Raw genomic sequence first — 25967 nt, forward strand, 5'->3', positions numbered from 1 at the left:
TCCTTGTGGGTAGAACCGAAGCGGGGAAACGCGATATAATAGGGGAGAAGCAGCAATAAGATTTGAGGGTGAATGAAATGATTGTGTTGAAAACAAAAGAAGAAATTGCGAAAATGCGAGAGGCTGGCGTGCTTTTGGCGCAATGCCACAAGGAAATAGAAGCCATGCTCAAGCCTGGCGTTACAACCTGGGAGATCGATCAATTCGTAGAGCGTTACCTCGCCGAGATCGGTGCGACACCGGAGCAGAAGGGGTATCACGGCTTTCAATATGCAACATGCGCGTCAGTTAATGAAGTGATGTGCCACGGCTTCCCTGCCAAAAATCCGCTTAAGGATGGGGATATTGTAACGATCGATATGGTCGTCAATTTAAACGGCTGGCTAGCCGATTCTGCCTGGTCCTACCGTGTGGGCAATGTGTCCGGGGAAGCGGACGCTCTGCTGAGAACAACAGAGGAATCGCTGTATCTCGGGATCGAAAAAGCCGTCATCGGCAACCGTCTAGGCGACGTGTCGAATGTCATTCAGAAGTATGCCGAATCAAAAGGTTACGCTGTCGTGCGAGATTTCACGGGCCATGGCATCGGCCAGAAGATGCATGAGGAGCCTCAAGTGCTCCACTACGGTCCTGCGGGCAAAGGGGTCCGGCTCAAGGAAGGCTTCGTCTTTACGATCGAGCCGATACTGACGACGGGTTCGCATCGTATGAAGATCGATTCGGATGGCTGGACGGCGCGTACGGTCGACGGCTCCCTGTCGGCCCAATACGAGCATACCATCGCGATAACAGAGGACGGTCCGGTTATCCTGACCAAACTATAAACCGCCCTTCCATGGGGACGTACAGCAAAGAAGCTCCGTAAGGCATTAGCCTTACGGAGCTTTCGTATGTTGTCGCATATGCGTCGATAGTTGCGAGATGAACTAGCTGTATCGTCAGCAGATGAGCAAAACGCTTAAGAAGGGTCAATTGGAGAGGGCAGCCGGAAGCTCTGCTCGTTGCTAAGCAACACGATTTGGCGGTCTGTGTGAAACCGGATGAAACCTTCCTTCTTGGGTGCTGTCTTGTACGTCTGCCATTCGCCAGTTTTCCAAGTTGCCGGGTCCACAGCAGCCAGCATTAGCTGAGAGGAATTGTCCGGCACGAGATGCGTCCATACGGCGATAACGGAGCGATCGTCCGACAAGCGAACATCCAGGAATTGCGTCTCATACAACGATTCTTCCAACAAATCATGCAGCGCGCCGTCGGATGTCAGCACAGAGATCGTAATCGGATAATCTTTACTCACGATCGATTCAAGTTCCTCAGGAGGGTCAAATCGAAGCAGATAGCTGCTTCGGATATCTGTCTCCTGAAGCCGCTGGAACACTTGACCCGTTCTTGTCCGCTCTCCAGTGCTGCCGCTGTACATGGCGAACATCGGAGCATGCGACTGCCTGGCGTCCATGACGAGAACTTGATCGCCTGCCCAGAGGTAATCGCCAAGCACAGGCAAATGGGAGTACGTATCCAGCACAGTGATCTTGTCTGTATCGATTGCATGAAGGGCTATAGCCAGCGGGCTGCTCATATTGGCCGTATCCATGAATTGGTAGACAATAACGGAGCCGTCCATCGATAGCTTGGCTCCCCGCTTTGTCACAGCGGTATCGCCGATCTCAACGGCTTGCTGATCGGCTCCGACGAGATATAGATGGCCGAACGCTTCATACACATCCCCTTGGTCGCTCTTGCCAATATAGATCGCTTGCTCGATATGGAATGGTGCGGGTTCAGCGGTGACCGTTGTTGGTATAGTCGTCGAAGTTGCGTCCGAACCGGAAACAACAGGGGATGATGACTGTTCGGCTTCCTGAACTCCGCCCCAAATCGTACAGCCTGATAAAAATAAGGAAAGCATCATAACCCATACCATTTTCATAAGATCCACTCATCCATCCGTTTGTATGATTTATGGCTAAGACTTCTCCAGAGCATCCCAGTTTACCTTTATTGAACTTTTATTATCTTGTAGCAATTTCTTTTGGAATTCCGCGAATGTACCCCCTTGAATGATGTCTTCTTTCACTAACAGCTCCGTGAGCTTGCCAATGGTAATGAAATACCTGTAGCCGTCTACCGTTGCCTTGTCTTGCCAGAACGATTCTTCATCCATTCCTGTCAGGCGGATACGTTCTTGCATCAACGCTGCCATTTCCACTTGATCCGTGTCCTCCAGCATAGCTTTTTGCTCATCAATAAACTGTCTTAATTCCTCTTCGGGGATGGACACCCCTTTTTTCTTTGCGTATGAATAGAGAAGCTCGTCAGTCAGAATCTGATCCAGCAGCTCCTGGTCGGTTCGGGCCTCCGGTTCGACAGCCAACATCCTTTGGGCCAGCTCCAGGTTTTGCTTCGCATCCTTAAATCGCTTCACCGTCACCTCGACTCCGGCTCCCTTTGCCAATACCGGCTCGGATTGAAGGGAGGGATTGACGAATGCAAAAACAGTAATACCGATCGCGATAACAATGAGTACCGCAAGGACTACCCTTTTCTTCAAAATATATCGCCTCCTAAAGCTGGGAGTAGTTAAGATTATAAACGAATGAAAAGTAAAAAAGTTACATTTTTAGCCCGATATGCTCAAAAAAGTAGTGCTTGTTCACAGAATTGCTTGCGTTGGCAATCCAATGAAACGACAATGTCCTTGTCGACATTTTTCATGCGTGTACATATTTTTCCATTTATTTAGAGCTTTTGAATCAGAACATGCAGGTCTAGGTGTCTATCAACTCCAAACTACTATGAACCATAGATATTTCCCCTACTACTATAGGATTATCTCCTTTCCAAAGGGGCTTGATCCGCTGCAAAATATAGGTATCTTCTCTATCCATTCCAATATTCTTCATGTTTTCCGCGTTATTATCTTCTTCTCTTTCATGCTTTCAGCCATTCCTGCCAGTTGCACACCGCAAGTCCACTGTAAGAAAAGCAATGCTATTACTCTAGTTCCGTCTTAGCGAAAGGGGGCACTATTTCGTCAGTCCACGTAATGTAATCGCTTACATTGATGTTTCCATTCTTGCATTTAAAATCGAAGGGAGATTTGGAATTTATGTTTCGTTATTCGCGAATGATGTCGCCGATTGGGCGGGTTTGTCTGATTACGCTTGCGTTGCTTGTCGTATGGTCGGGGTTTCAATGGGGGGCTTCGACAGTGAAAGCGGCCGCGCCGGGCGGCAAAATTATAGTAGGCTATTGGCATAACTTTGATAATGGTTCCACTAACATTAGGCTTCGGGATATATCGCCAGACTACGATGTGGTGCAAGTTGCGTTCGCCGAGCCGACGGGCGGCTCGCATACAGGCAATATGGTGTTTACGCCATACAATGCGACAGTTAGCGAGTTCCAGGGGGATGTTGACTTCCTTCAGGCTCGCGGGCAAAAGGTGCTTATCTCCATCGGCGGAGCAAACGGCACGCTCGAGCTGGACACAACGCAGGCGAAGCAAACCTTCGTCACAACGATGAAAAATATTATTAATCTGTACGGCTTCGACGGATTTGATATCGATCTGGAGGGAAGCTCGCTCGCACTAGGCGCTGGCGATACCGACTTCAGAAATCCGACTACGCCGAAAATCACGAATTTGATCGCGGCTTCCAAAGAAATTATTGCAAGCTACGGACCGAATTTCCTGCTGACGATGGCGCCGGAAACGGCTTACGTGCAAGGCGGGGCCAGCACATACGGCGGTCCTTGGGGGGCATATCTGCCTGTCATCCACGCACTGCGCGATGATCTTGATTACTTGCATGTGCAGCATTACAATTCCGGCACAATGCTTGGCCCTGATGGAAGAGCTTATGCGCAGGGTACGCCGGACTTCCATGTGGCAATGGCAGAGATGATGCTGATCGGCTTCCCGATTGCCGGCAATGCGAACAACATCTTCCCGCCGCTCCGTCCCGATCAGATTCTGATTGGACTGCCAGCTTCCCCGCAAGCTGCGGGTGGAGGTTATACGACACCGGCAAATGTGCAGAAGGCGCTTGATTATTTGATCAAAGGTCAGTCGTTCGGCGGCTCCTATGTACTGCGCAATCCGGCGGGCTATCCAGAGCTGAAGGGTCTGATGACCTGGTCGATCAACTGGGACAAATATGTTAACTACCAATTCTCCAGCAGCCACCGGGCTTATCTCGATCAATATGGCAGTGGAGGCGGAAGCGATACATCGCCGCCAACGCAACCTGCCAATCTGCAAGTTACGGGCAAAACCTCGACCAGCGTCAGCTTGTCCTGGAACGCTTCTACCGATGATCGCGGCGTAACCGGTTATATTGTTGCTTACGGTTCGAATCAGACGACCGTAACCGGTACAAGCGCAACGATTAGCGGGTTGACGCCGAACACGGCGTACACGTTTACCGTCAAGGCCAGAGACGCGGCGGGCAATCAGTCTGCAGCCAGCGCACCAGTGGCTGCAACAACGGATGCACCGGTCGTAGATGTGACGGCGCCGTCGCAGCCTGCGAACCTGCAAGTGACAGCGAAGACGTCCACGAGCGTCAGCTTGTCCTGGAACGCATCGACGGACAATGTAGGCGTCACCGGTTATACCGTCAGCTATGGCACGACGAATGTGAATACAATCGCAACCAGCACAACGATTAGCGGTCTTACGCCGAGCACGGCCTATTCCTTTACGGTCAAGGCTTATGATGCAGCGGGTAATGTGTCTTCAGCGAGCACGGCGCTATCCGTAACGACGGATGCAGCGAATGTCTGCTCCGTTCAAGCCTGGAGCGCAGACACAGCTTATTCGGGAGGCCAACGTGTCTCCTACGGTGGAAGCGAATATGAAGCGAAATGGTGGACGAGAGGCGACCGTCCAGACCTGAGCGGGGCATGGGGCGTATGGAAGCTGATTGGTTCATGCGGCGGCGGAGCTGACACAACAGCGCCTACTGCACCCACCAACTTGATCTCGACAGCCTCAACGGCGACCAGCATCAGCTTGTCCTGGGGAGCATCGACGGACAATGTAGGCGTGACCGGGTATTCGGTCTACTATGGTACATCAAGCGTGAATGTGACAGGCACAAGCGCGACGATTTCCGGCCTGCTGCCGAATTCCGCCTATACCTTCACAGTCAAGGCAAGAGATGCGGCGGGCAATCTGTCGCCAGCAAGCAATGCACTGACCCGTACAACGCCATCGCAGGATGATACAGCGGCGCCTACGACGCCATCCAATTTGCAAGTATCGGCTGTAACAGGTTCCAGCGTATCGCTTTCGTGGAGCGCGTCCAGCGATAATGTCGGCGTCGCCGGCTATACCGTCAGTTATGGATCGACTAGCGTCAACGTGACGGGTACAACAGCCGTCATTAGCGGTCTTGCATCTGGCACGACGTACACATTTAATGTGAAAGCCTATGATGCGGCGGGCAATCAATCGGCGAACGCTTCCGTACAAGCGACAACCGATGTTTCATCAGGACCGGCGGCATGGACACCGAACGTAAGCTATAAGATCGGCGATCAGGTGACATACGGAGGCCGTACGTACAGCTGCCGCCAGCCGCATACATCGCTTCCGGGCTGGGAACCGACCAACGTTCCTGCGCTGTGGACTTTGGTGTAGGGGAGGGGAGCGGCTATGACAACTCCGATTCGGATGAACAGCCCAGTTGTTCGCGCGCTTCTGCTGGCGCTAATGGTGTCGCTCATATTAACGGGTATGCCTTGGGGCGTTGAGAAAGCCAGCGCCTCCATCCCGGCCGACAAGAAAATAATCGTCGGGTACTGGCATAACTTCGATAACGGCTCCGGCAATATTAGGCTTCGCGATATTTCACCCGACTTTGATGTGATCAACGTGTCCTTTGCAGAGCCGACGAACGGCCCGCAAGGCGGCACAATCGGATTTGCACCGTATAATGCGACCGATGCGGAGTTCATCTCCGACATTCAATATTTGCAGAGCCAAGGGAAGAAAGTCATTATTTCCATCGGGGGAGCGAACGGACAGGTGCAGCTGGCTTCCACGGCAGCGAGAAACGCCTTCGTCTCCTCGATGAAAGCAATCATTACGAAATACGGGTTTAACGGACTGGACATTGATTTCGAAGGACATTCGCTCTATCTGAATAGCGGGGACAGCGACTTCCGCAATCCGACGACGCCTGTCATTACGAATCTGATCTCGGCTGTAAGAGAGCTTCATGATTTCTACGGCGACGCCTTCATGCTGACGATGGCTCCGGAAACCTTCTTCGTACAGGTAGGCTATACGTTCTACGGAGGAAGCTGTATCTCATGCGATAACCGTGCAGGCGCTTACTTGCCAGTCATCCACGCGCTGCGGGATATTCTGGATTGGCTGCAGGTGCAGCATTACAATTCCGGCTCCATCACCGCGCTGGATAATCAGTATTATGCGATGGGCAATGCCGACTTCCATGTCGCGATGGCGGATATGGTATTGACCGGCTTTCCGATTGCGCGCAATGCCAACTACTTCTTCCCGCCGCTTCGTCCGGATCAAGTCGTCATCGGCTTGCCTGCGAATCAGAATGCGGGCGGAGGCTTTACCTCAGTAGCAGAGGTGCAGAAGGCGCTTAATTATTTGATGAAAGGCCAGTCCTACGGCGGAGCCTACCAGCTTCGGGGCGGGTCTCATCCCGGCATGAGAGGGCTGATGACGTGGTCGATCAACTGGGATAAATATAACAACTTCCAGTTCTCCACCAACCACAGGGCTTATCTGGATCAACTCGGAGGCGGGGGAGGAAGTGACGTTACACCGCCGACTGCGCCAGCCAACCTGATCTCCACAGGCAAAACGCAAAATTCGGTCAGCTTGTCCTGGAGCCCGTCCACGGATGACCGGGGAGTCACCGGCTACATCGTCTATTACGGCAACAAACAGACGACCGTAACGGGCACCTCAGCCACCATTAACGAATTGTTTTCGAATACGGCCTATACCTTTACGGTCAAAGCCAGAGACGCTGCTGGCAATCTGTCTGCGGCCAGCGCGCAGCTAACCGTCACAACGGATGCGCCGATTCTGGATGTTGCTCCGCCGACCGTACCGGGCAATGTCCAATCGACAGGGAAGACGTCTACCAGCGTATCGCTGTCTTGGAATGCATCCACGGATAATGTTGGTGTCATCGGTTATGAAGTGAAATACGGCTCCATTACCGTTAATGTGCCATCGACGAGCGCGACCATTAGCGGGCTTACGCCCGGCACAGCTTATACCTTTACGGTCAAGGCCTATGATGCGGCGCTTAATATTTCCGCTGCGAGCGCACCGGTTACGGTCACGACCGATCCGGTGAGCGTTTGTACGGTCCAGGAGTGGAATGCGAGCACTGCCTATAACGGTGCCCAAAGAGCTTCTTATGGCGGAACGATCTACGAAGCGAAGTGGTGGACGCGTGGCGACCGGCCAGACCTAAGCGGCTCATGGGGAGCATGGAAGGTGATTGGACCATGCGGCGACGGTCCAGGCACAGGCGGCGATACAGTTGCGCCATCCGCACCAAGCGGACTGGCAAGCACAGGCGCAACCTCCAGCTCTATTAGCCTCAGCTGGAATGCTTCCACTGATAATGTCGGCGTGACCGGCTACACCGTCTATTACGGCACTTCCAGCGTGAATGTAACGGGCACGACAGCTACGATCAGCGGCTTGTCGCCGAATACGTCGTATACCTTCACTGTCAAAGCCAAGGATGCGGCGGGCAATTTGTCGTCCGCGAGCAATGCCTTGCAGGCTTCAACTTCGGAGGGCACAACCGGCCCGACGTCTTGGGTGGCCCAGAAGAGCTACGTGGCAGGCGATATCGTCACTTATGCAGGCAAAACCTATCTTTGCTTGCAGCCTCACACTTCACTGACAGGCTGGGAGCCATCCAACGTTCCAGCCCTGTGGAGACTGCAATAATCGGCTGAATAGGAAAAGAACTGTCTACGGACTTCCAAAGGTCCGAAAGACAGTTCTTTTTTTGCGCGAGGAGCTTATTTCTTGATGCGAAAATGAATCATCGCGCTATACAGCATCTTCTCGCTGCGCGGATCGAAGGTCGTCTGATGCGAGACCGCATGCACATCGAGCATGAGCGCCTTATTGATCTCGATGGCCTTCTCAAGCTGGGCTTCCAGCGATTTCATATTGTACGCTTCATAGCATTCTACCTTTGTATCGATCAGATCAATTCTGAATTCCATGGGTGTATCCTCCTAAAAAGCGGCTGCCTATGTTCATAGCCTTTCTATTATACCTAATGCGGGATAAAAATTGTTCCAAATTTGTTAACTTAATTGATGAATGTTCCTCTTGATTTCATGTACAATAAGGGGGACAAGAGAGGAGGTACTGCGATGGGCAATGTTCCGGCATCGGTATGGATATTCTCGGCAATTATTATCGTCCTTGTTTCCTGGGTCACGCTCTGGGTGACGAAAAAAGCGTACTCCAGAAAGTGGGACGAAGCGGACGAATAAATAGGTGTGCGCAGGGAGACCTCGCCTGATAAGCGGCGGTATCAGCTACTATATAGCTGGGCCGCCGTTTTTATTAGTCTATCCGAAAATTCGAAAAAAACGCCCTCGCTGCTTAAGTTGCGAAGGCGTTTGTCATATGTATGGCAATAAGTTCAATGATGGTCGGGACGACACGATTTGAACATGCGACCCCCTGGTCCCAAACCAGGTGCTCTACCAAGCTGAGCTACGTCCCGAGAAGAGATGGTGCCGCCGAGAGGACTTGAACCCCCAACCTACTGATTACAAGTCAGTTGCTCTACCAGTTGAGCTACAGCGGCACGTATTATTCTCGAACACAAGATGTATTATTACACAGAAAGGTTGGGATATGCAATACCTTTTTTGAAGTTTAAATTTTCAAATAATTGATGGGGGTAACCAAGCCTGACTAAGCCTTCGGACGCCGTCCTGCAACTGGCGCTCATCCAGTCCGCCGAATCCCAACATGATGTATGATGCCGGGCAGTCCGAGGGATTGTTCCAATGCTTATCGGGGGGATAGACCCTACAGCCGAATCGCTCCGCCAGCGGGATAAGCTCTGACGCTTGCCGCCCCTTCACATCCAGCAGCAGATGCATGCCCGAGCTGTCGCCGATGATGCCGCACTTGTCCCCGAAGACCTCTCGAATGGCATCCGTCAGGGCTTTATGGCGCGCTTGATATACGCGCCTCATCCGCCTCAAATGACGAGCGAAGTGGCCTTGTTTCATAAAGAGCCAAATGGCCTCCTGAATGAGCGGGGATACCGAAGGACTGATCGAATTCAGCTTCTCGCTGCATGTCTCCAGCAGACTATATGGCAATATCGCGTAGCTTAGTCTGGCAGACGGCAAAAACGACTTGGAAAAGGTTCCCATATAGATAACGCGGTCTTGGCTGTCCAGCGCTTTTAACGCCGGAATCGGGGCGCTGCTGTAACGATATTCGCTGTCATAATCATCCTCCAGGATGTAGCTGGCGTTCTCCGTCGCCCATTGGAGCAGGCGATAGCGCTTCTGAATCGGCATTACCATGCCGAGCGGGAATTGATGGGACGGCGTGACATAGACGAGCTTGGCGTTCTCCGTCTCGCTTAGCCGCGAGAGCTGAATCCCGTCGCTCTCCACCTCAATGGGGATTAAGGTACAGCCCAAATTGCGCAGTACGGACTTTACCCCGTAATAACCGGGCTCTTCCATCGCAATCGGTTTCCTGTTTAGTTGAAGCAACTGGACCAGCACGCTCATCAAATGTTGCGTGCCTGCGCTAATAATAATCTGATCAGCCTCGCATATGACGCCTCTGGACTGGTAGACATAATCCGCGATCTCCTTGCGCAAGCCGGCATGTCCCATGCGATTACCGTAGCCAAGCACCTGGACATGGTCGGCTGACAGCGCTTCGGTCACACATGATTTCCATAGGCTGTGGGGGAAGCGGTCGAATGCAATGTCGCCATAATGAAAGTCGTAATGAACGGCAGCACGGGGCTGCTGGCTGTGACTCGTCTGCTGCTCATCGCTTTTGGATGCTTGGACAGCAGCAAAAGGGAATTGCTCCAGCGGAAGAATTAGATATCCCGCTCGTTCCCGGTTCTCCAGGTAGCCTTCCGCCACCAGTTGCCCATAAGCGGACTCTACTGTATTTTTGCTAATGCCGAGATGCTGGGCGAGCTGGCGAATGGATGGCAGAGCTTCTCCCGCGGGCAGACTGCCCCCTTCAATGCTGCTTCGAATATAGCTATATAGCTGGCTGTACAGCGGTGTGCTCCTGCTTCTCTCCAGCAATGGAGTAATGGATAACATGGATTGTCTGTCCCCTTTGATTTTATAGAAGCTGTCTCTTTTGAAAGTGACAGTTTCCCTTTAAAGTGACTGTATCATAATCAAGATTGGAATGTGAAGGGGATGTTGCAGATGTTTACCGTTCGGCTTAGCAAAAGGGAATGCAAGGATGACGAGAAGATTGAGCAATTTTTGCAGGAGGCACAGACCGGATTTCTGGGACTGACGGATGGACTTGCTCCATATGTGGTGCCGCTTAACTTCGTATGGCTGAGGGAGCGAGGCGCCTTTTACTTTCACGGTGCGGAAGAGGGACGCAAGATGGAGCTGATGGATCGGAATAAGGAGGCGTGTCTGACGTTAAGCGAATCATTCGGGACGATTCCAAACCCGATTCCGGCGAAGACGGATACGGCGTATATGAGCGTCATGGCCTTCGGAGAGATGCAGCCCGTTCCCGATCTGACCGAGGCGACAGAAGCGATGCAGGCGCTGCTCGACAAGTATGTGCCGGGCTACTATGAGTCGCCTCTTGCTGCCTCGCATGTGGAACGCTATCGCTCCTCTATGGGAAGCCGTACGTTCGTCTTCAAGCTTGTCGTACGCGAGCGCACAGCGAAGGAGAATGCTTAGCAAGAGGCATGGTATTTGATGCATCCAACCAAACCTTTTATAATTTGAGCAAATGCAGTTCGTAAACATGAAATGTTGGTTTGCTAATAGGAAGGAGTGGAGCGGGTGAAAACGATTGGACTTATAGGTGGCATGAGCTGGGAGTCAACGGCTGCCTATTATGAAATAATCAATGAAGAGGTTAAACATCGGCTCGGAGGCCTGCATTCCGCAAAATGTCTGCTGTACAGTGTTGATTTCGCGGAAATTGAACGTTATCAAGCAGAAGGTCGGTGGGACAAGGCTGGCCTGTATTTAGGAGAAGTCGCCCATTCCCTGGAAAAGGCGGGAGCAGACTTTATCGTCATATGCACGAATACGATGCACAAGGTCATTGAATATTTGGAGGATAAAATAACGATTCCCATCTTGCATATCGCCGACGCTACGGCAACTCAAATCCAAAAAACAAACATTCGAACGGTAGGATTGTTGGGAACAAGCTATACAATGGAGCAAGACTTTTATAAGTCGCGTCTAGTGTCACACGGCATCACGGTATTGGTTCCTGATCAAGCAGAACGAGATACTGTTAATAAAGTGATCTATGAAGAGTTATGTGTAGGGAACATTCAACCATCATCCAGAGACTATTATAAGCAAGTGATCCAAAACCTGGTTGCTCGTGGAGCAGTAGGTATCGTCCTCGGTTGTACGGAAATTGGCTTATTGATCAAGCAAGAGGATTCAGATGTGCCACTATTCGATACTGCGCTCATACATGCGGTTGAATCGGTGAACCAAGCATTGGACTAAATGCGGTATAACATAATAAAAGACGCGCCAGCTGATGTCAGCCGGTGCGTCTTTTTTATTACAATATATTTAAGATATCCAATTAGGCCGTTTCGACTTCCACTTCAGGCTCTTCAATCTGCAGTTCGATCTTGCGGATACGGTTTTTGCTCGTTTCACGGATGATGAATTTCAAATTTCCGATATAATGCTCTTTGCCCGGCTTCGGATCTACCAGCTTGCTGTATAGCCAGCCGCCGACCGTATCGACGTCTTCTTCCTCGAAGCTCATGCCGGTAAGCTGAGCCAGTTCATCGAGCAGTACCTTGCCGTCCAGAAGATAGCAATTCTCGGCTAGCTGTTCGATTTCCTTGCGCTCGTCAGCATCGAACTCATCGCGAATCTCGCCAACGATTTCTTCCAATATATCTTCAATCGTAATTAGACCGGAGGTTCCGCCATATTCGTCAACCAGGATAGCGATGTGAACGCGTTCCTGCTGCATGCGCTTAAGGAGCATCTTGACCGGCGTTACTTCGGATACACTAAGTACGGGATGGATGAGCTTTTTCAGATCAAACGCTTTGTTGGCATCGTACTCCAGAAACAATTGCTTCGTATTGATCATGCCAACGATATTGTCCTTGCTCTCCAGTGCGACCGGAAAGCGTGTATATTGTTCCTTGCGGATAATGTCCAGGTTTTCCATAAGCGAATAGTTGGTATGCAGACAGATCATATCTGTACGCGGCACCATAATTTCTTTGGCAAGCAATTCGTCGAAAGCGAAGATACGACTTACATAGCCGTACTCTGTATTGTTGATTTTACCGCTTTGGAAGCTCTCGTTCAAAATTAATTGAATCTCTTCCTCGGAGTGAGCATCTTCATGCTCCTTCATCGGCTTCAGGCCGAACAAGCGCACAAGCGCATTGGCGGAGCCGTTAAGCAGCCAGATGAACGGGTACATCAAGGTATGGAAAAGAATAATCGGTTTTGCCGTCAAAAACGTAAGAAACTCCGCTTTTTGAATTGCCCAGGATTTCGGAGCCAATTCGCCAACGACGACATGGATAAAGGTAATGAAGATAAACGCGATACCAATGGACAAAGCATGGCTAAGCGTCTCGTTCATTTCCATGCCATGAAATACGGGTAAAAGTATTTTCTCTACAGTCGGCTCTCCCAGAAATCCGAGTCCGAGAGCGGTAATCGTAATACCAAGTTGGCATGCCGACAAGTAGGCATCCAGATTGCTTGTAACCTTCTGAACGGCAACCGCGTTCTTCCGGCCCTCCAGCACCAACTGTTCAATCCGGCTAGGGCGCAGCTTGACAATGGCAAACTCCGTCGCGACGAAAAAAGCAGTCAAAAAGATAAGAAGAGCAATCAAGATTAAATTAAGTTCTATACCACTACCCATTTTCGATTCTCACTACCCTTTATATTTATAGTTTTTTATTTACTTATGCTTTACTATAGCGAAAGATTACAGGTTATGACAACTGCCAAAAGGAACGTTTTGAGGCGTTTAAATGTCGTTAGGCTCATTTAGATATGGAGGAATCATCGTTCTCATCGTTTTTCGAGTCTTTACAACGACAATTCGCAGCCGTAAGATGAGTTCATATGAACTTGAAGCACGGCAGGAGGTGGGCGGATGGACCGTTATTGGCTAACTCGCCAGGAGCTCGCGGACGTGCTGCGATCGCTTGAAGAGCACGGCGGCAAGAAGTCTTCCGATATATTGCGCCATGCATGGACGAGGAATGGACAAGGAGTCGGAGGAAATGAAATGCGCGGCATGCTTCCCGGAAGCCCGCTTCCGCCTATCGCGGAGAAGCTGATGAGATGCAAGGAGAGACGGGGCTTTTCCCTGCACGAGATAGCCGAACTCGGCCATTTGCTGGAATTTTCTACCCTTTCGGTCACGTCCATGCAAAACTGGGTGAAAAGAGATTTCAAGATTTATTTTCACCCCCCGCAAGCGGGCAAAAAATATTCGCTTGATCAAACGGCACTTCTGCTCATGATTGATGATCTGAAGGCCAATCTGGACTTTGAGTCGATCAGGCGGCTGTTCGCCATGCTGTTCAGCGATTGTAATGCTGCCGGAAAGCCGGGGCTGGACGGGCTTACGCCACTTTCGCTTTTTGAGCGTTATACGAGCTTGTACCAAGCCTTGGACAGACGCAAGCTGTGGGATTCGATGAATGAAGAGCAGCTGGAGCAGGTTGTCTGGGAGGAAGCGGCCAAGCTCGCCGAAGCGGTGTCTTCCTTATCTGTCGATCAGAGGGCAGCGCTTCATACGGTGCTGTTCGTCGCGGTGATCTCGATACAGGCTGCCCGCCTGCAGGCTATGGCCAGACGTTATTGCCAAGCTGCGCTCTATATGAGGTAGCCCTTATAGATCAGTCCTGTTTTTCCCAAACTAGAAGAGAGGTCGTACAACTATGCTGAAGTCATTTCTAAAAGCCTCACGGTTCAGGGTTATTCCCGTTATGCTTATTCCGGTGGCGCTCGGTGCGCTTGGCGCTTATGTCTGGAAGGGTGAATTCCATCCCTGGCTGTTCATCCTGACCTTGATTGGAGCTGGCGCTGCCCATCTGTTCTCCAATATGGTCAATGATCTGTGGGATTTCAAGAGCGGGACGGATATAGCAGCCAAAGGAACGGAAGGCGCTATATCGACGAATTCCGGTTTTCTGACGAACGGAACATGGAGCCTCGGCAAATTCAAGGCGGTAACCTGGCTGATGTTCGCCATTGCGGCACTGTCGGGCGTTGCGCTGAGTCTGATCAGCGGCTGGCCTGTGCTGGTGTTCGGCCTGGCGGGTGCGTTTATCGCGTATTTCTATGTCGCGCCGCCGATTCGATTCGGCTACAGAGGGAAGGGATACAGCGAGGTTGCGATTCTGCTTTCCTTCGGCGTACTGCCAGTCGCAGGAGCGTATTATGTTCAGGTCTCCCAGCTGGACTATCGGGCGCTGCTGCTGTCGCTGCCGATCGGTCTGCTGACGACGCTGATCCTGTTCAACCACCACTTCCTGCACTGGGAAGCGGACCGGCAGGCCGGCAAGAAGACGCTTGTGGTCGTATGGGGCGAGCAGCGGGCGCTTCGTTTCTCCCGAATTTTGATGTTCCTGGCTTATGCGGCGCTGATCCTGTGCGTGGCTGCAGGCGCTTTGCCTGTATATGCCTTGCTTGCCCTGCTTACGGCGATTCCGATATATTTGGTATATGGACGATTGGGTTCGCATAATCAATCCGTCGCCTATCTGCCGCTAATGGGCGCTTCCTTGAAAGCAACAATGAGCTGCGGCGCGATTCTGATCGTGGCGTTGATTGTCCAAGGAGCGCTGCAATAATTTATTCCAACCAACAACTTAGAAAGAAGGGCTATCAATGAGCACGACATGGACACTGGGAGATTTCCATACGATACTGGATGAAGGGGCCACCTGGAAGATCGGCGGATTCCAACTGCCTGACGGAACGCTCTGGCAATATCGGGAGCCGGAGGCGGTCGTTATTGTACGCAACGGCATCCTGTATGTGCGCGCAGCCATCAGCCGGGGCAACGACAAGGTGCAAATTCTGGACAATGCGAAGCATATGTATTATTCCAACGAGCCGGTGAAAGTGCCGGAATCAGGCGAAATTAGCTTCGAGCTGAAGATTCGCGCCAGAACGGCCAATACCGCTCCAGGCGATCTGTATGATGGATATGTATCGCTTAATCTGCTGGACTTCACTACGGGAGGCGCGCTGGACTTCTTCGTCAGCAACGATCAGTACGCCAGCGTGTATGCGGTGCTGCCATTCCCGGGCGTGCAAGTGCCGGATAGCGACCGCACCAAATATTTCTGTGTATTTAAGGAAGAGAAAGAAGGATTCGCGCCGCGCGAGTTCAATACCTATAAGATTACGTACAATCGTCCGAATGACGAGGTTATCTTCTATGTCAATGGGACAGAAATACGCAGAGAGCGGAACACGCCGGTGAAATTCAATGAATTTACGGTAGCGCTCGGCATTATGACCGAGAAGGACCTGACGCCGGAGGGCAGCGTATCCGCGCATGGGCAGACCGTCATTGCGGAATGGTCACCTATTACAATAGAAGTAAAGGAATAAGAGTTATTACTGAAGGAGCCGAAGCATGTTATTTGTGTTCATTGCTTTATGGACCGTAGCCAGCATCGTGTGGTTATCCGATCCGGGTTCTGCCGTGAACAGGCGGCTTGGCGCGCTCGCATTCAGCGGGGGCGCCGGTGCGCTTGCGGCGCTGCTGGATCTGAGCTGGCTGCCTTATGCGATCGAGCAAGGCGCAAAGCCAAGCGTTCAACTTCTCTTGTACCGGCTGCAAGCGTTCTCATCTGTGTTCTCCTACTACTTTGTGCCGTACTTCTTCCTGTTGTTCGCCATAGCTTATCGAGGCATCCGGCTAAAACGCGCCTATGCGTTATCGCTGCCTTGGCTGCTGCTCATCCCGATTGTGCTTTGCACACTGTTCACACCGACGTATAATACGCTGCATCCCATCACCTTTACGATTGTCGTATGGTGGGCGGTGCCATACATCATTGCGGGTGCTTATCTGGTCTTAAGCAAGCGGGTTCCGCCTGCGGCGATGGCCCGGACGCACTGGCTGGTCTGCTTCGCCGTATTGCCGCCGGTATTGTTCGCCATGGCGATGAACTACATTCTGCCAAGTCTCGGCATGCTGCGGATGTGGGTATATAATACGTGGATTGTGGGACTCGGCACGCTCGTATTTGTGCTCGGATTATTTACATACGGATTTATGGGCATTCGCATTCTCATTGACCGCAAAAGATACGATTCTACGCTTCGAGCCGTGACTTCCGGCACCGCGATGCTCAATCATGCGATCAAGAACGATGCCGGCAAGCTGCGGCTGTTCGGCGAGAAGATGAAGCGCTATGCGATTCAGACCTCGCAAGAGGAGCTGCTGGCGGATGTGGAGGCGGTGCTGTCGGCTTCCCGCCATATGGAGGAGATGGTGGCCCGCGTTCACCGGAGAACGGAGGATTTGACCCTTCGCCCTGAGCGGGTGGATTTGGCGGTAGTGGTGGATGAAGCGCTTCGCGCGCTGGAGCCCTCGCTTGGAGCTGTTCAGCTGCAGGTCTCGATGGCGAGAGGCTGGATCTGCAGCATCGACCGCGCCCAGACTGCCGAAGCGGTGACGAATATTGCGATGAATGCGATCGAGGCGATGAACGGACAAGGCAAGCTGACCGTTATGCTGACGGAGACGAAGCGCGAGCTCATTCTGGAGCTTGCTGATACCGGCCCTGGCATGGATCGCACGCTGCGGATGAATGTGTTTGATCCTTTTTATACCACGAAAAGAACGGGGCATAACTTTGGGCTTGGCCTGCCGTATGCGCTGCATGTTATGAGGAAGCATAAGGGCACGCTTCAAGTGCGAAGCAAAAAAGGCGAAGGTACGTCCTTCTACCTGTCCTTTCCTAAGCAAGCGCTGCAGGCGGAGTATCATCCAATACGGACAGAGGAGCGAATGCGATGAGTGAAGCGATTCGTATCGGAATCGTGGAGGACGATCCGGACTGGCGCAGGGGGCTTGCCGATTATTTGGCGGGTGAACCCGGCTTCCAGCTTATTTGGACAGCGTCCAGCGGCAGCGAGCTGAGAGAGGCGCTGCTGGGCGATGAGGGATCGCCGGATGTCATCCTGATGGATATTATGCTGGACGGCCGTCCTGAAGGCATCTTGCTGGCGGAGGAAGCCTCCCTCGCAACAGGGGCACGCATTATTATGCTGACCTCCATGGAGGAGAAAGAGCTGATTCTGCAGTCCTTCCATGCAGGGGCAATCGACTATCAGATCAAGAGCAGCTTCGAGAAGCTGCCGGATGCGATCCGGCAAGCGTACCGCAAGCAATCGCCGATCAGCCCGGAGGCGGCGGAGCAGCTGCGTGAGGAATTCAAGCGGCTGAAGACGCTGGAGCGGGAGTTCGAAGCGAAGAAGATGAGCGATCTTATTACGCCTTCCGAGCTGCAGCTGTTGGGTCTGATTCAAGAGGGGTATTCCCAGCCTCAAATCGCGGACAAATTGTTCATTACGCTGCGAACAGTCAAAAACCATGTCAATCATATTCTTAAGAAGCTTGGGGTGGAGGGCTCGAAGGAAGCAGCCGCCAAGGTGAAGGATATGGGGCTCCTGGATCATAAGAATGGACGAAAGTAGTACCATATACAATTGGTACTATTTTTTTTATGAAAATATTGTAAGCTGTATTTGAGGCCAGGTACTAAAGTTTGGAAAAACAATGATCGGGGTGGCGGATGATGTTCGAGATGTTTTCGGTCCAGCATATGGTTGCAATAGCCATTGCGCTTATCGTATTCGCGGCAATTGCCTTCGGACGCAAGCGGCTTAGGGGAGAGCGCGGCAACCGGATATTCCGCCTCGGCATGGCGGGCTTGCTGGTTGCATGCGAGATTGCGCTTCAAACCTCCTATGTCTTGGAGGGGAGCTGGGGAGCTGGATCGCTGCCATTTCAGCTGTGCAGCTTGACGCTGCTGCTGTCTGCGGCCGCGCTGGCTTTTCGGATCAGGCAGCTGTACAGCATCATTTACTTCCTCGGTACGCTGGGTGCTCTGCAGGCGCTCGTGACCCCTAACCTGGATGAAGCGTTTCCGCATTTCAGATATTTTCATTTCTTTATCGCGCATATCGGCATCATCGCCTCAGCAGTGTATCTCATGACGGTAGAGCGATATAAGCCGACATTGCGATCCGTCTTCGGGGCTTGGCTGTGGCTTCATGTGCTGGCTGTTCCCGCTGCCATCGTCAACATGGCGACCGGGACGACGAACTTCATGTTTTTGGCCCGAAAGCCTGCTACGGCCTCCATGCTTGATCTGTTAGCTCCATGGCCGTGGTATTTGCTCCAGCTGGAATTGGTTGCTGTTCTGCTATGCCTGATTTTATACGGTGTATCACAGTTTGCGTATTGGATGAATGGGAGGAAATCAACATGATGGATATGTTAAAAAAACATTGGACCTCACTCCTTGGCGCTATTTTCATCATCGCTGCATTTGTCACGCTGTTTCAATATTCGGTAGATCGCGGCTGGATATCAGATGCCATGAAGATCGGCTTCGGCTTGCTGGCGGGGGCGGGTCTTGGCGTAGCGGGAGGCAAGCTGGCTCAGCGCCCGAAGCTTGCCATTACGGGAGAAATAGTGCTGGGCATCGGGGCTTGTCTCCTGTATGCTACCTTTTCCTTCGCAGGCATCTACTATAACTTGTGGGAGCCGACGCTCGTCCTGCTGGGCATGACGGCTGTGACGATCGGCATTTCCGTCTACGCCTACCGGTATGATTCCCGCATGCTCATGAATGTTGCCATTGTTGGCGCCTTGCTTGCGCCGCTGCTGATGCGGCCGGAGACGGATCAAGTATTTACGCTGTTCCTATACTTGTTCGTGCTGAATGCGGCGTTCTTCTATCTTAGCATCGTCAAAAGCTGGATGGAGCTGCGTATCGTCAGCTTCGCGGGAACCTGGATCATGTATACGGTTTACTTTGTTCACTTCTTGCCGTCCATGGATGGCTTATGGAGCATGCCGATCCGGTACGCGCTGGCTGCGTTCCTGTTCTATACGCTTGCCTTTATGGCATCGTCGTGGAAGAACAAGCTGAGCTTTGACGGATTGGATCTGTATTTGAGCGCGGCGAACGGTATTATCTTCGGCATCTGGGCGCTGATCATCTGGCATGGTGATCTGGATTACGGCTTCGTGCTGGCGTTCATTGCACTTGTGTACCTTATTGCAGGTGTGACGATCTATAAGCTAAATGGGAAGATGTCGGCATCTTCCGTTACGTTCGGCCTAGGCGGCGTACTGCTTCTGCTCATGTCGATCAACAGCTTCGGCGAAGGCGTCCTGTTCAATGTGCTGATGTGGACTTCATACGCCTGCATGCTGACCGCTTTAGGTTATGTGAAACGGTGGATTATTCCGACCATTCTGGGCATCGTGATCTGGCTTTATGTCGGCGTCTTCTGGTATGCCGTCACCTGGTGGACTCCGCGCGGCGAATGGTTTGGCGTCTACATTCCATTCCTGAACTGGGGAGCGATTGCTTGGATGCTGCTGGCTGCGCTTGGTTTCTTCTATGCGAGAAAGCTTGCCTTTGAAGGATTCTCGGATACAACCAACCGCGTATTATCCCGAATCTTCGCTCTTGCCTCCCACCTGATTGTCGGCGGATTGATGGCAAGACAAATCCAAAATATTTTTACGGAATATTTTGCTGACGCGCCTGCCGTCTACATGAATTTGACCTTGTCGGTCGTATGGGCTGTATACGCGCTTATGCTCATGCTGTGGGGTGCGTATTATAAGGAAAGAACATTCAGGTGGTTCGGTACGGTCGTGCTTGTCATCGTGGCGATCAAAGCAATCTTTATGGATCTGAGCGGCAAGGACGCTCTGTTCAAAGTGCTCGTTCTGCTCGTTCTTGGTGGCTTGTCCTTCGTGATGACTTGGATTAACAACAAGTGGCAAGCGCCGGAGCAACCGTCGGAGCAGGCTGCCGCAGAGGGGAATAACGGCAGCTTATAATTGCAGATGGAGGCCTTTCGTACCGCAAGCAGCGGGGCGGAAGGCTTCTTGACGTACACTAATTGGGAAAGACTAGCCGCGGGGGCTAAAAACATGTACAATGAATACCGATATAAAACTCATGTGCGATTTTTCTGACTAAGTTAGGGGGCATCATTCATGAGTATCGACCCGCGCTCCATGAAGGCGCTGTTGCAGGCGCAATTGGCGCCGAAGCTAGACTTTGGAGCTAATTCCAAAAAATCGGCGAGCAGCTCATCCGATGAGCTGGTCTCGCCATTCGATACGATCTTAACGTCCCGGCTTGCCGGCTCGCAAGGCGAATCCGCTGAATCCGGCAAGACGCCGGTCTGGTCGGACACACTATGGGAGCAGCTGTCTTCTTATTCGTTCGCCCCGGTAAGTCCGGTGTCTGCGCTGACGGGGTCATCAGACAGCTTCGACTCGTCATCGCCGTTCGCAGGGCTAATCCAGCATGCATCGGCCAAGTATGGCGTAGATCCTTCTCTGATTCAAGCCGTGATCGCTACGGAATCGGGCTTCAACCCGATTGCCCAGTCCCATGCCGGGGCCAAGGGGCTCATGCAGCTGATGGACGGCACGGCCAGAGGACTTGGCGTGACGGACTCCTTCGATCCTGTACAGAACATCGAAGGCGGCACGAGATATCTGGCGATGCTGCTGCGGAAGTATGGAGGAGACGAAGCGGTAGCGCTTGCGGCATATAACGCTGGACCTGGCAGAATCGACCGTCTGGGCATTTCTTCGCAAGAGGAGCTGCTGGCGAAGTGGAACGAGCTGCCTGGAGAGACACAGCGTTATATCGGCAAAGTGCAGCAGGCTAAGCTTTAACGTATCGAGATCACGATTCATGGTTCGCAAGATTTGCGACGGAATCGCGATCTCTTCTTTTTTTCAAGGAAAGGATGATCAGGATGTTATATTTCGACCATTGTGCATCAACACCGCCATATGAAGAGGTCATCACCGCGATGATGGACGTGATGAGGAAGCATTATGCCAATCCTTCGTCCTTGCATGCCGGCGGTGTGGCAGCGGCGAAGCTGATTGAGCGGTCCCGCGCGCTGGTCGCCGCTCAGCTCGGCACGACTAGAGGAAGCTGGCTGTTTACCTCCGGCGGTACGGAGTCGAACAATCTGGCGCTTAAGGGCGCTGCCAGACACTATCGTTCGCGCGGCAACCATATTATTGCGTCGGGCATCGAGCATGCTTCCGCGAATGAAGCGCTCAAGCAGCTGGAAGCGGAGGGTTACCGGGTAACGTTCCTGCCTGTCAGCGAGTCGGGCCATGTGTCGGCAGAGTCCGTGCGGGACGCGCTGACAGACGAGACGATTCTGGTCACGGTCATGCATGTGAACAACGAGATCGGAACGATTCAGCCCATTCGTGAGATTGGCGAGCTGCTGCGCGATTATCCACAGATCCTGTTCCATGTCGATGCGGTACAAAGCCTGGGCAAGGTTCCGCTGGAGCCGGAAGCATGGGGTATTGATCTGGTCAGTGCGTCAGCCCATAAGCTGCGCGGTCCCAAAGGGATAGGCTGGCTGTACGTGAGAGATGGGGTTAAGCTGCATGCGCTCTCGTCAGGCGGTTCGCATGAAGGAGGCTTCCGAGCGGGTACGGAGAACGTTCCGGCTATCGTCGCTTCGTCGAAGGCGCTGCGCATGTCGATGGAGAGCATGGAGGAGCGTGCAGAGCGAATGTACGCGCTTGCCCGCCGCCTTCGCGCATTCATCGCGACCATGCCGGGGCTGAAGCTGAATGGTGCGGAGCCGCTTGCACCCCATATCGTTCACTTCTCCTATCCCGGCATGAAGCCGGAAGTCATCGTTCATATGCTGGAGCAGCATGATATAATAGCTTCGACGAAATCCGCTTGCTCCTCGAAGGACAACAAGCCGAGCCGTGTGCTGCTGGCGATCGGGGCGAGCCCGGCGCAAGCTTCGGGCGGCGTGCGCATCAGCTTCGGGGACGAACACCAGGAAGAGCATGTGGAGCGGCTGATCGCAGCTCTCACGGACGTGATGGAACAATTAAAGCCGCTTGAGAGGGGTAACCAACATTGATATACGACCAGATAGTGCTTCGCTATGGCGATTTGATCATGAAAGGCAGAAACCGCAACCAATTCGAGAAACGGATGCAGCGGCAGGTGAAGAACGCGCTGACGCCATTCAAAGGCGTGACCTACTGGAAGACCTTCGGGCGGCTGTACGTGAAGCTGAACGGCCAACCCTATGAGCCGATTGCGGACAGGCTGAAGGACTTGTTCGGCATCATATCGCTCAGTCCGGTCATTAGCTCTGAATCGGAACTGGAGGCGATCAGGGCGGCTGCGATGACCTTGATGAATTCCTTGAAAACGCCGCCGAAGACGTTCAAGGTCAGCGTAAAGCGGGCATGGAAAGGCTTCCCGCATCAGTCCCAGCAGATGAATCATCTCGTCGGCGCCCATATATTGCGGGCATTCCCCGAGCTGAGCGTAGATGTGAGAAATCCAGAAGTGGAATTGAAGGTGGATATCCAAGAAGAGGCCACTTACTTGTTCTGCGAGGTCATTCCTGCGGCCGGCGGTTTCCCGTTCGCTTCGAACGGCAAGGCTATGCTGCTGCTCTCCGGCGGCATTGACAGTCCGGTGGCAGGCTGGATGGCGCTGCGGAAAGGGCTGGAGATTGAAGCGGTCCACTTCCACAGCTATCCGTTCACAAGCGAGCAGGCGAAGGACAAGGTCGTCGCGCTGGCAAAACGTCTGTCCTACTTTAGCGGAGCGCCTCTGAAGCTGCATCTCGTGCCGTTCACGGAGATACAGACGACACTTGCCCAGAGCGGGCAGGATAATCTCATTATTACGCTCATGCGCAGAGTCATGCTGAGGATCACGGAAGGTCTTGCAGTCAGAAGCGGAGCGCTCGGTATTGTTACCGGCGAAAGCCTGGGGCAGGTCGCAAGCCAAACGCTGCCAAGCATGAACGTCATCGGACGAGCCACCCCATTGCCGATGCTGAAGCCGCTTATTATGATGGACAAGAGCGAGATTATTGCCATGGCTGAGAAGATCGGCACGTTCCAGACCTCCATTCTGCCCTATGAGGACTGTTGTACTCTGTTCTTGCCGAAATCGCCAAGCACGAATCCGAATCTTCATATTGTGGAGAATATCGAGGCGGGAATTGCCAATCTGGATACGATGATTGAAGATGCGATTAAAGGAACGGAATATATGTACCTGTCACCCGGCGAGACCAAATCCAAAGAGACTGCCGAGGAAGACGATTGGTTCTAAGGAATGAAAAGTGAATTTTCGGCTATCAACCAAAAAGAAGCAGCCATCCCTTAATGGGACTGGCTGCTTTTCTGTGCTGCGGAGGCTTGTTTCCGTTTGTTTGTGAAGTAGCCGGAGCCTACCGTCACGATGACCACGACGATGATGAACGCCCAGTAGATGAGTTTGTTTTCATCCAGTGCACCGTGGAATTGTTTTTCATGCGTAATCATTTTGGATGCGGTATAAGCAAGTACGGCGGAGCCCACATAGACGATCCACTCGTATTTGTTGATAAGCTTGATAAAGAGCGTGCTGCCCCATACGACGACCGGAACGCTGATGATCAAGCCGAGAATGACGAGTATGATTTCATGCTCACCATGAGAGGAGCCCTTTGCCGCGCCAGCGACTGCGATAACGTTGTCGATGCCCATCGCCGCGTCCGCGATAATGATCGTGCGGATGGATTGCCATAGCGTATTGCCTGCCTTGATGTTATCGTGGCTGTCTTCCTGCACAAGCAGCTTGAATGCGATCCAGAGAAGCAGCAGACCGCCTACCAGATTAAGCCAAGGTACGGAGAGCAATTGAACGACAAGCAGCGTCGCGATGACGCGAATGCCGACGGCTCCGACGGTACCCCAGATGACAGCTTTCTTCTGCTGATGCTGCGGAAGCTTGCGTGCGGCCAATCCTATGACAATGGCATTATCCCCGGCCAGAATAAGGTCGATGAATACGATAGTCAACAGGGCGGTGAAAAATTCGACCGTGAAAAAGTCCATATTATGTTTCCTCCTCTCTATCTCTATGCTTGCTTATTGAAGTCTACAATAAATCAGGAATTTCGGGAAGATGGATTTTTGGACATATTCCCCATAGCTTGTTCATACCCCTGTTATGAGAGGGGAGATCGATCGTGGACAGCGTACTTATTTTTCTTCAAATCGCATTAATTAATGTATTGCTTAGCGGAGACAATGCGATCGTCATTGCGATGGCGAGCCAGCATCTGCCGCCCAAGCAGCGCCAGAAAGCCATCTGGTGGGGCGCATTCGCCGCGGTGGGGCTGCGATGCATCCTGACGGTCGTAGCGCTGCAATTGCTGCAAATTCCGTATTTGCAAGCGGCTGGCGCTATTCTGCTGCTGTATATTGCGGTTAAGCTGCTGGGAGATGCAGGGGCCATGCCGGAGTCCCATCACGTCAAGCGCGCGGCAACTCTGGGACATGCGGTATGGACCATTGTGACAGCCGACTTCATTATGAGTCTGGACAATGTCCTGGCGATCGCTGCAGTCGCAGACGGAGATCTTGTCCTTATTTTGCTCGGGATTGCGCTAAGCATACCGATGATTATATGGGGCAGCCAATTGCTGGGCAAGCTGCTGGGCAAATTCCCTTTTCTCGCCTATATTGGCGCGGCTCTGCTCGCCTTCGCAGCAGGAGAGATGCTAATGAAGGACCCCGGCCTCCATGCCGCCGTATTCCATGGCAACGGGACGCTGGAGCAGCTCATTCCGCTGCTGTGCGTGCCGCTTGTTGTCATCTTGGCGATTTTGAAAAAACGGGTGGAATATCGATAAGGGGTTGCAGATGCGGTAAAACGGCATTAAGTCAAGCGATCTCCTTATATGCAGGAACAGCGAGCAATCGCTGTTTTTTGCAAGGTTTTGCTTTTTTTTGTGAATCTCTCGACAGATTACTGGTTTTTTTGCCGCAGTTCCATTAAACTAATAAAGATAAAAAAACTGGCGTCTTTCGTCTTTCTATACGATCGATGTTGTAAGGAGCGGAATGGATATGCCTACTAACAAATATTCCGCTGGAATTATCCTGCTGTTAGCTGGGGTCGTTATCTTGTTGGGCAAAATAGGTGTGTTCGGCTTTTTGGGAGCGATATTTTGGCCGCTGCTTGTTCTGATACCCGGGGTACTGCTTCACGTGCTTTATTTCGGCAGAGTAGTTCCGGCCGTCATGCTGGTTCCCGGCGGAATGCTCGTAGTATACGCACTGCTGTTTATCATTTGCAACATTTTTGGATGGGATAGCTTAAAGTATCTATGGCCGATGTTCATCTTCGGTTTTGCCGCAGGGTTATATGAATACTACATGTTCGGAGGGGCTGCAGTGCCGCGTGTCGTGTTTACGGCTGCCATCGCGCTCGCAGTTGCGTCCGTTCTGTTCCTGGTTCTTATTTTGATGTGGAGCTGGGGCATATATCTCATCGCGGCGCTGTTCATTGCGGCCGGTGCCTGGATGATGTTTGGGCCGCGCAAGCGCTGGTAGGTCAGATTCAACAGGTTAATCTAAAAACAATTGGAGTGGA

General features: G+C 52.3%; 24 protein-coding genes and 2 tRNA genes. 18 read left to right on the forward strand and 8 right to left on the reverse strand.

Going from position 1 to position 25967, the window contains the following annotated elements; translation table 11 throughout:
- Positions 1-77: 77 nt before the first annotated feature.
- Positions 78-824, forward strand: coding sequence for a type I methionyl aminopeptidase (gene map, locus AC0YNW_RS02335; protein WP_475830609.1), 747 nt, complete (start codon positions 78-80; stop codon positions 822-824).
- Positions 825-958: 134 nt separating this feature from the next.
- On the opposite strand, the gene AC0YNW_RS02340 is transcribed toward map, so the two are convergent.
- Positions 959-1927: a hypothetical protein gene (locus AC0YNW_RS02340; RefSeq protein WP_475830610.1), complete on the reverse strand. Its 969-nt coding sequence runs from the start codon at positions 1925-1927 to the stop codon at positions 959-961.
- 36 nt (positions 1928-1963) lie between these two features.
- Entirely contained in the window at positions 1964-2548 is a 585-nt protein-coding gene (locus AC0YNW_RS02345) for a SurA N-terminal domain-containing protein (protein WP_475830611.1), read from the reverse strand.
- A gap of 558 nt (positions 2549-3106) precedes the next feature.
- On the opposite strand from AC0YNW_RS02345, the gene AC0YNW_RS02350 reads away from it, so the two are divergent.
- Together AC0YNW_RS02350 and AC0YNW_RS02355 are read left to right on the forward strand one after the other, a co-directional pair.
- Positions 3107-5644 carry a fibronectin type III domain-containing protein gene (locus AC0YNW_RS02350; RefSeq protein ID WP_475830612.1) on the forward strand — a complete coding sequence of 846 codons (2538 nt, stop codon included), beginning with the start codon at positions 3107-3109 and terminating at the stop codon, positions 5642-5644.
- Positions 5645-5659: 15 nt separating this feature from the next.
- The gene (locus AC0YNW_RS02355) at positions 5660-7957 is read left to right on the forward strand and encodes a fibronectin type III domain-containing protein (RefSeq protein ID WP_475830613.1); all 2298 of its coding nucleotides are present in this window, start codon (positions 5660-5662) and stop codon (positions 7955-7957) included.
- Positions 7958-8031: 74 nt separating this feature from the next.
- On the opposite strand, the gene AC0YNW_RS02360 is transcribed toward AC0YNW_RS02355, so the two are convergent.
- Positions 8032-8241, reverse strand: coding sequence for a DUF2536 family protein (locus tag AC0YNW_RS02360; protein WP_387472035.1), 210 nt, complete (start codon positions 8239-8241; stop codon positions 8032-8034).
- A gap of 153 nt (positions 8242-8394) precedes the next feature.
- Between AC0YNW_RS02360 and AC0YNW_RS02365 the strand changes: the two genes are divergently transcribed.
- A complete protein-coding gene (locus tag AC0YNW_RS02365; protein ID WP_387472032.1) occupies positions 8395-8517 on the forward strand; it encodes a hypothetical protein in 123 nt (40 codons plus the stop codon).
- Between the two features lie 159 nt (positions 8518-8676).
- On the opposite strand, the gene AC0YNW_RS02370 is transcribed toward AC0YNW_RS02365, so the two are convergent.
- From AC0YNW_RS02370 to pdxR, 3 genes are all read right to left on the reverse strand, one after another.
- Positions 8677-8753, reverse strand: a tRNA-Pro gene (locus AC0YNW_RS02370).
- 8 nt (positions 8754-8761) lie between these two features.
- Positions 8762-8837 (reverse strand) — tRNA-Thr (locus tag AC0YNW_RS02375).
- A gap of 79 nt (positions 8838-8916) precedes the next feature.
- Entirely contained in the window at positions 8917-10344 is a 1428-nt protein-coding gene (gene pdxR, locus AC0YNW_RS02380; protein ID WP_475830614.1) for a MocR-like pyridoxine biosynthesis transcription factor PdxR, read from the reverse strand.
- Between the two features lie 111 nt (positions 10345-10455).
- Between pdxR and AC0YNW_RS02385 the strand changes: the two genes are divergently transcribed.
- Entirely contained in the window at positions 10456-10956 is a 501-nt protein-coding gene (locus AC0YNW_RS02385) for a pyridoxamine 5'-phosphate oxidase family protein (protein ID WP_387472028.1), read from the forward strand.
- Between the two features lie 105 nt (positions 10957-11061).
- Complete coding sequence (locus AC0YNW_RS02390) at positions 11062-11751, forward strand: aspartate/glutamate racemase family protein (protein WP_475830615.1); 690 nt, start codon at positions 11062-11064, stop codon at positions 11749-11751.
- An 82-nt stretch (positions 11752-11833) separates the two neighbouring features.
- Here the strand turns inward: AC0YNW_RS02390 and AC0YNW_RS02395 are convergent, their stop codons facing one another.
- On the reverse strand, positions 11834-13153 hold the full coding sequence (locus AC0YNW_RS02395; RefSeq protein WP_475830616.1) for a hemolysin family protein: 1320 nt from the start codon (positions 13151-13153) through the stop codon (positions 11834-11836).
- 237 nt (positions 13154-13390) lie between these two features.
- Here AC0YNW_RS02395 and AC0YNW_RS02400 point away from each other — a divergent pair, with 237 nt between their 5' ends.
- From AC0YNW_RS02400 to thiI, 10 genes are all read left to right on the forward strand, one after another.
- Positions 13391-14131: a DUF1836 domain-containing protein gene (locus AC0YNW_RS02400; RefSeq protein ID WP_475830617.1), complete on the forward strand. Its 741-nt coding sequence runs from the start codon at positions 13391-13393 to the stop codon at positions 14129-14131.
- Positions 14132-14183: 52 nt separating this feature from the next.
- The gene (locus tag AC0YNW_RS02405; protein WP_475830618.1) at positions 14184-15098 is read left to right on the forward strand and encodes a UbiA family prenyltransferase; all 915 of its coding nucleotides are present in this window, start codon (positions 14184-14186) and stop codon (positions 15096-15098) included.
- Between the two features lie 37 nt (positions 15099-15135).
- Positions 15136-15867, forward strand: coding sequence for a DUF6081 family protein (locus AC0YNW_RS02410; RefSeq protein ID WP_475830619.1), 732 nt, complete (start codon positions 15136-15138; stop codon positions 15865-15867).
- A gap of 25 nt (positions 15868-15892) precedes the next feature.
- The gene (locus AC0YNW_RS02415) at positions 15893-17284 is read left to right on the forward strand and encodes an ATP-binding protein (protein ID WP_475830620.1); all 1392 of its coding nucleotides are present in this window, start codon (positions 15893-15895) and stop codon (positions 17282-17284) included.
- Entirely contained in the window at positions 17281-17964 is a 684-nt protein-coding gene (locus AC0YNW_RS02420) for a response regulator (RefSeq protein WP_475830621.1), read from the forward strand. Before AC0YNW_RS02415 ends, AC0YNW_RS02420 begins: the two co-directional genes overlap by 4 nt.
- Before the next feature lie 98 nt (positions 17965-18062).
- Positions 18063-18761, forward strand: a complete 699-nt coding sequence (locus AC0YNW_RS02425; RefSeq protein WP_475830622.1) for a YwaF family protein — start codon at positions 18063-18065, stop codon at positions 18759-18761.
- Entirely contained in the window at positions 18758-20353 is a 1596-nt protein-coding gene (locus tag AC0YNW_RS02430) for a DUF2339 domain-containing protein (RefSeq protein WP_387472009.1), read from the forward strand. Before AC0YNW_RS02425 ends, AC0YNW_RS02430 begins: the two co-directional genes overlap by 4 nt.
- A gap of 159 nt (positions 20354-20512) precedes the next feature.
- Positions 20513-21205, forward strand: coding sequence for a lytic transglycosylase domain-containing protein (locus AC0YNW_RS02435; RefSeq protein ID WP_475830623.1), 693 nt, complete (start codon positions 20513-20515; stop codon positions 21203-21205).
- 83 nt (positions 21206-21288) lie between these two features.
- Entirely contained in the window at positions 21289-22440 is a 1152-nt protein-coding gene (locus AC0YNW_RS02440; RefSeq protein WP_475830624.1) for a cysteine desulfurase family protein, read from the forward strand.
- A complete protein-coding gene (thiI, locus tag AC0YNW_RS02445; RefSeq protein WP_475830625.1) occupies positions 22437-23657 on the forward strand; it encodes a tRNA uracil 4-sulfurtransferase ThiI in 1221 nt (406 codons plus the stop codon). The genes AC0YNW_RS02440 and thiI overlap by 4 nt, the downstream gene beginning before the upstream one ends.
- 50 nt (positions 23658-23707) lie before the next feature.
- On the opposite strand, the gene AC0YNW_RS02450 is transcribed toward thiI, so the two are convergent.
- Entirely contained in the window at positions 23708-24424 is a 717-nt protein-coding gene (locus tag AC0YNW_RS02450) for a TerC family protein (RefSeq protein WP_387472000.1), read from the reverse strand.
- Between the two features lie 134 nt (positions 24425-24558).
- On the opposite strand from AC0YNW_RS02450, the gene AC0YNW_RS02455 reads away from it, so the two are divergent.
- Positions 24559-25224 (forward strand): TerC family protein, encoded by a 666-nt coding sequence (locus tag AC0YNW_RS02455; protein WP_475830626.1) that lies wholly within the window; start codon positions 24559-24561, stop codon positions 25222-25224.
- Between the two features lie 217 nt (positions 25225-25441).
- Positions 25442-25927: a hypothetical protein gene (locus tag AC0YNW_RS02460; RefSeq protein WP_387471993.1), complete on the forward strand. Its 486-nt coding sequence runs from the start codon at positions 25442-25444 to the stop codon at positions 25925-25927.
- The last annotated feature ends 40 nt before the right edge of the window (positions 25928-25967 follow it).

The sequence above is a fragment of the Paenibacillus sp. J31R120 genome (genome assembly GCF_056269225.1).

Coding starts and splice junctions, on each gene's coding strand:
- AC0YNW_RS02435 (WP_475830623.1), top strand. CDS start 20,513: ATGAGTATCGACCCGCGCTCCATGAAGGCGCTGTTGCAGGCGCAATTG.
- AC0YNW_RS02400 (WP_475830617.1), top strand. CDS start 13,391: ATGGACCGTTATTGGCTAACTCGCCAGGAGCTCGCGGACGTGCTGCGA.
- AC0YNW_RS02355 (WP_475830613.1), top strand. CDS start 5,660: ATGACAACTCCGATTCGGATGAACAGCCCAGTTGTTCGCGCGCTTCTG.
- AC0YNW_RS02405 (WP_475830618.1), top strand. CDS start 14,184: ATGCTGAAGTCATTTCTAAAAGCCTCACGGTTCAGGGTTATTCCCGTT.
- AC0YNW_RS02410 (WP_475830619.1), top strand. CDS start 15,136: ATGAGCACGACATGGACACTGGGAGATTTCCATACGATACTGGATGAA.
- AC0YNW_RS02385 (WP_387472028.1), top strand. CDS start 10,456: ATGTTTACCGTTCGGCTTAGCAAAAGGGAATGCAAGGATGACGAGAAG.
- AC0YNW_RS02360 (WP_387472035.1), bottom strand. CDS start 8,241: ATGGAATTCAGAATTGATCTGATCGATACAAAGGTAGAATGCTATGAA.
- AC0YNW_RS02450 (WP_387472000.1), bottom strand. CDS start 24,424: ATGGACTTTTTCACGGTCGAATTTTTCACCGCCCTGTTGACTATCGTA.
- pdxR (WP_475830614.1), bottom strand. CDS start 10,344: ATGTTATCCATTACTCCATTGCTGGAGAGAAGCAGGAGCACACCGCTG.
- AC0YNW_RS02420 (WP_475830621.1), top strand. CDS start 17,281: ATGAGTGAAGCGATTCGTATCGGAATCGTGGAGGACGATCCGGACTGG.
- AC0YNW_RS02365 (WP_387472032.1), top strand. CDS start 8,395: ATGGGCAATGTTCCGGCATCGGTATGGATATTCTCGGCAATTATTATC.
- AC0YNW_RS02440 (WP_475830624.1), top strand. CDS start 21,289: ATGTTATATTTCGACCATTGTGCATCAACACCGCCATATGAAGAGGTC.
- AC0YNW_RS02430 (WP_387472009.1), top strand. CDS start 18,758: ATGATGGATATGTTAAAAAAACATTGGACCTCACTCCTTGGCGCTATT.
- AC0YNW_RS02395 (WP_475830616.1), bottom strand. CDS start 13,153: ATGGGTAGTGGTATAGAACTTAATTTAATCTTGATTGCTCTTCTTATC.
- AC0YNW_RS02415 (WP_475830620.1), top strand. CDS start 15,893: ATGTTATTTGTGTTCATTGCTTTATGGACCGTAGCCAGCATCGTGTGG.
- AC0YNW_RS02425 (WP_475830622.1), top strand. CDS start 18,063: ATGATGTTCGAGATGTTTTCGGTCCAGCATATGGTTGCAATAGCCATT.
- map (WP_475830609.1), top strand. CDS start 78: ATGATTGTGTTGAAAACAAAAGAAGAAATTGCGAAAATGCGAGAGGCT.
- AC0YNW_RS02350 (WP_475830612.1), top strand. CDS start 3,107: ATGTTTCGTTATTCGCGAATGATGTCGCCGATTGGGCGGGTTTGTCTG.
- AC0YNW_RS02460 (WP_387471993.1), top strand. CDS start 25,442: ATGCCTACTAACAAATATTCCGCTGGAATTATCCTGCTGTTAGCTGGG.
- AC0YNW_RS02340 (WP_475830610.1), bottom strand. CDS start 1,927: ATGAAAATGGTATGGGTTATGATGCTTTCCTTATTTTTATCAGGCTGT.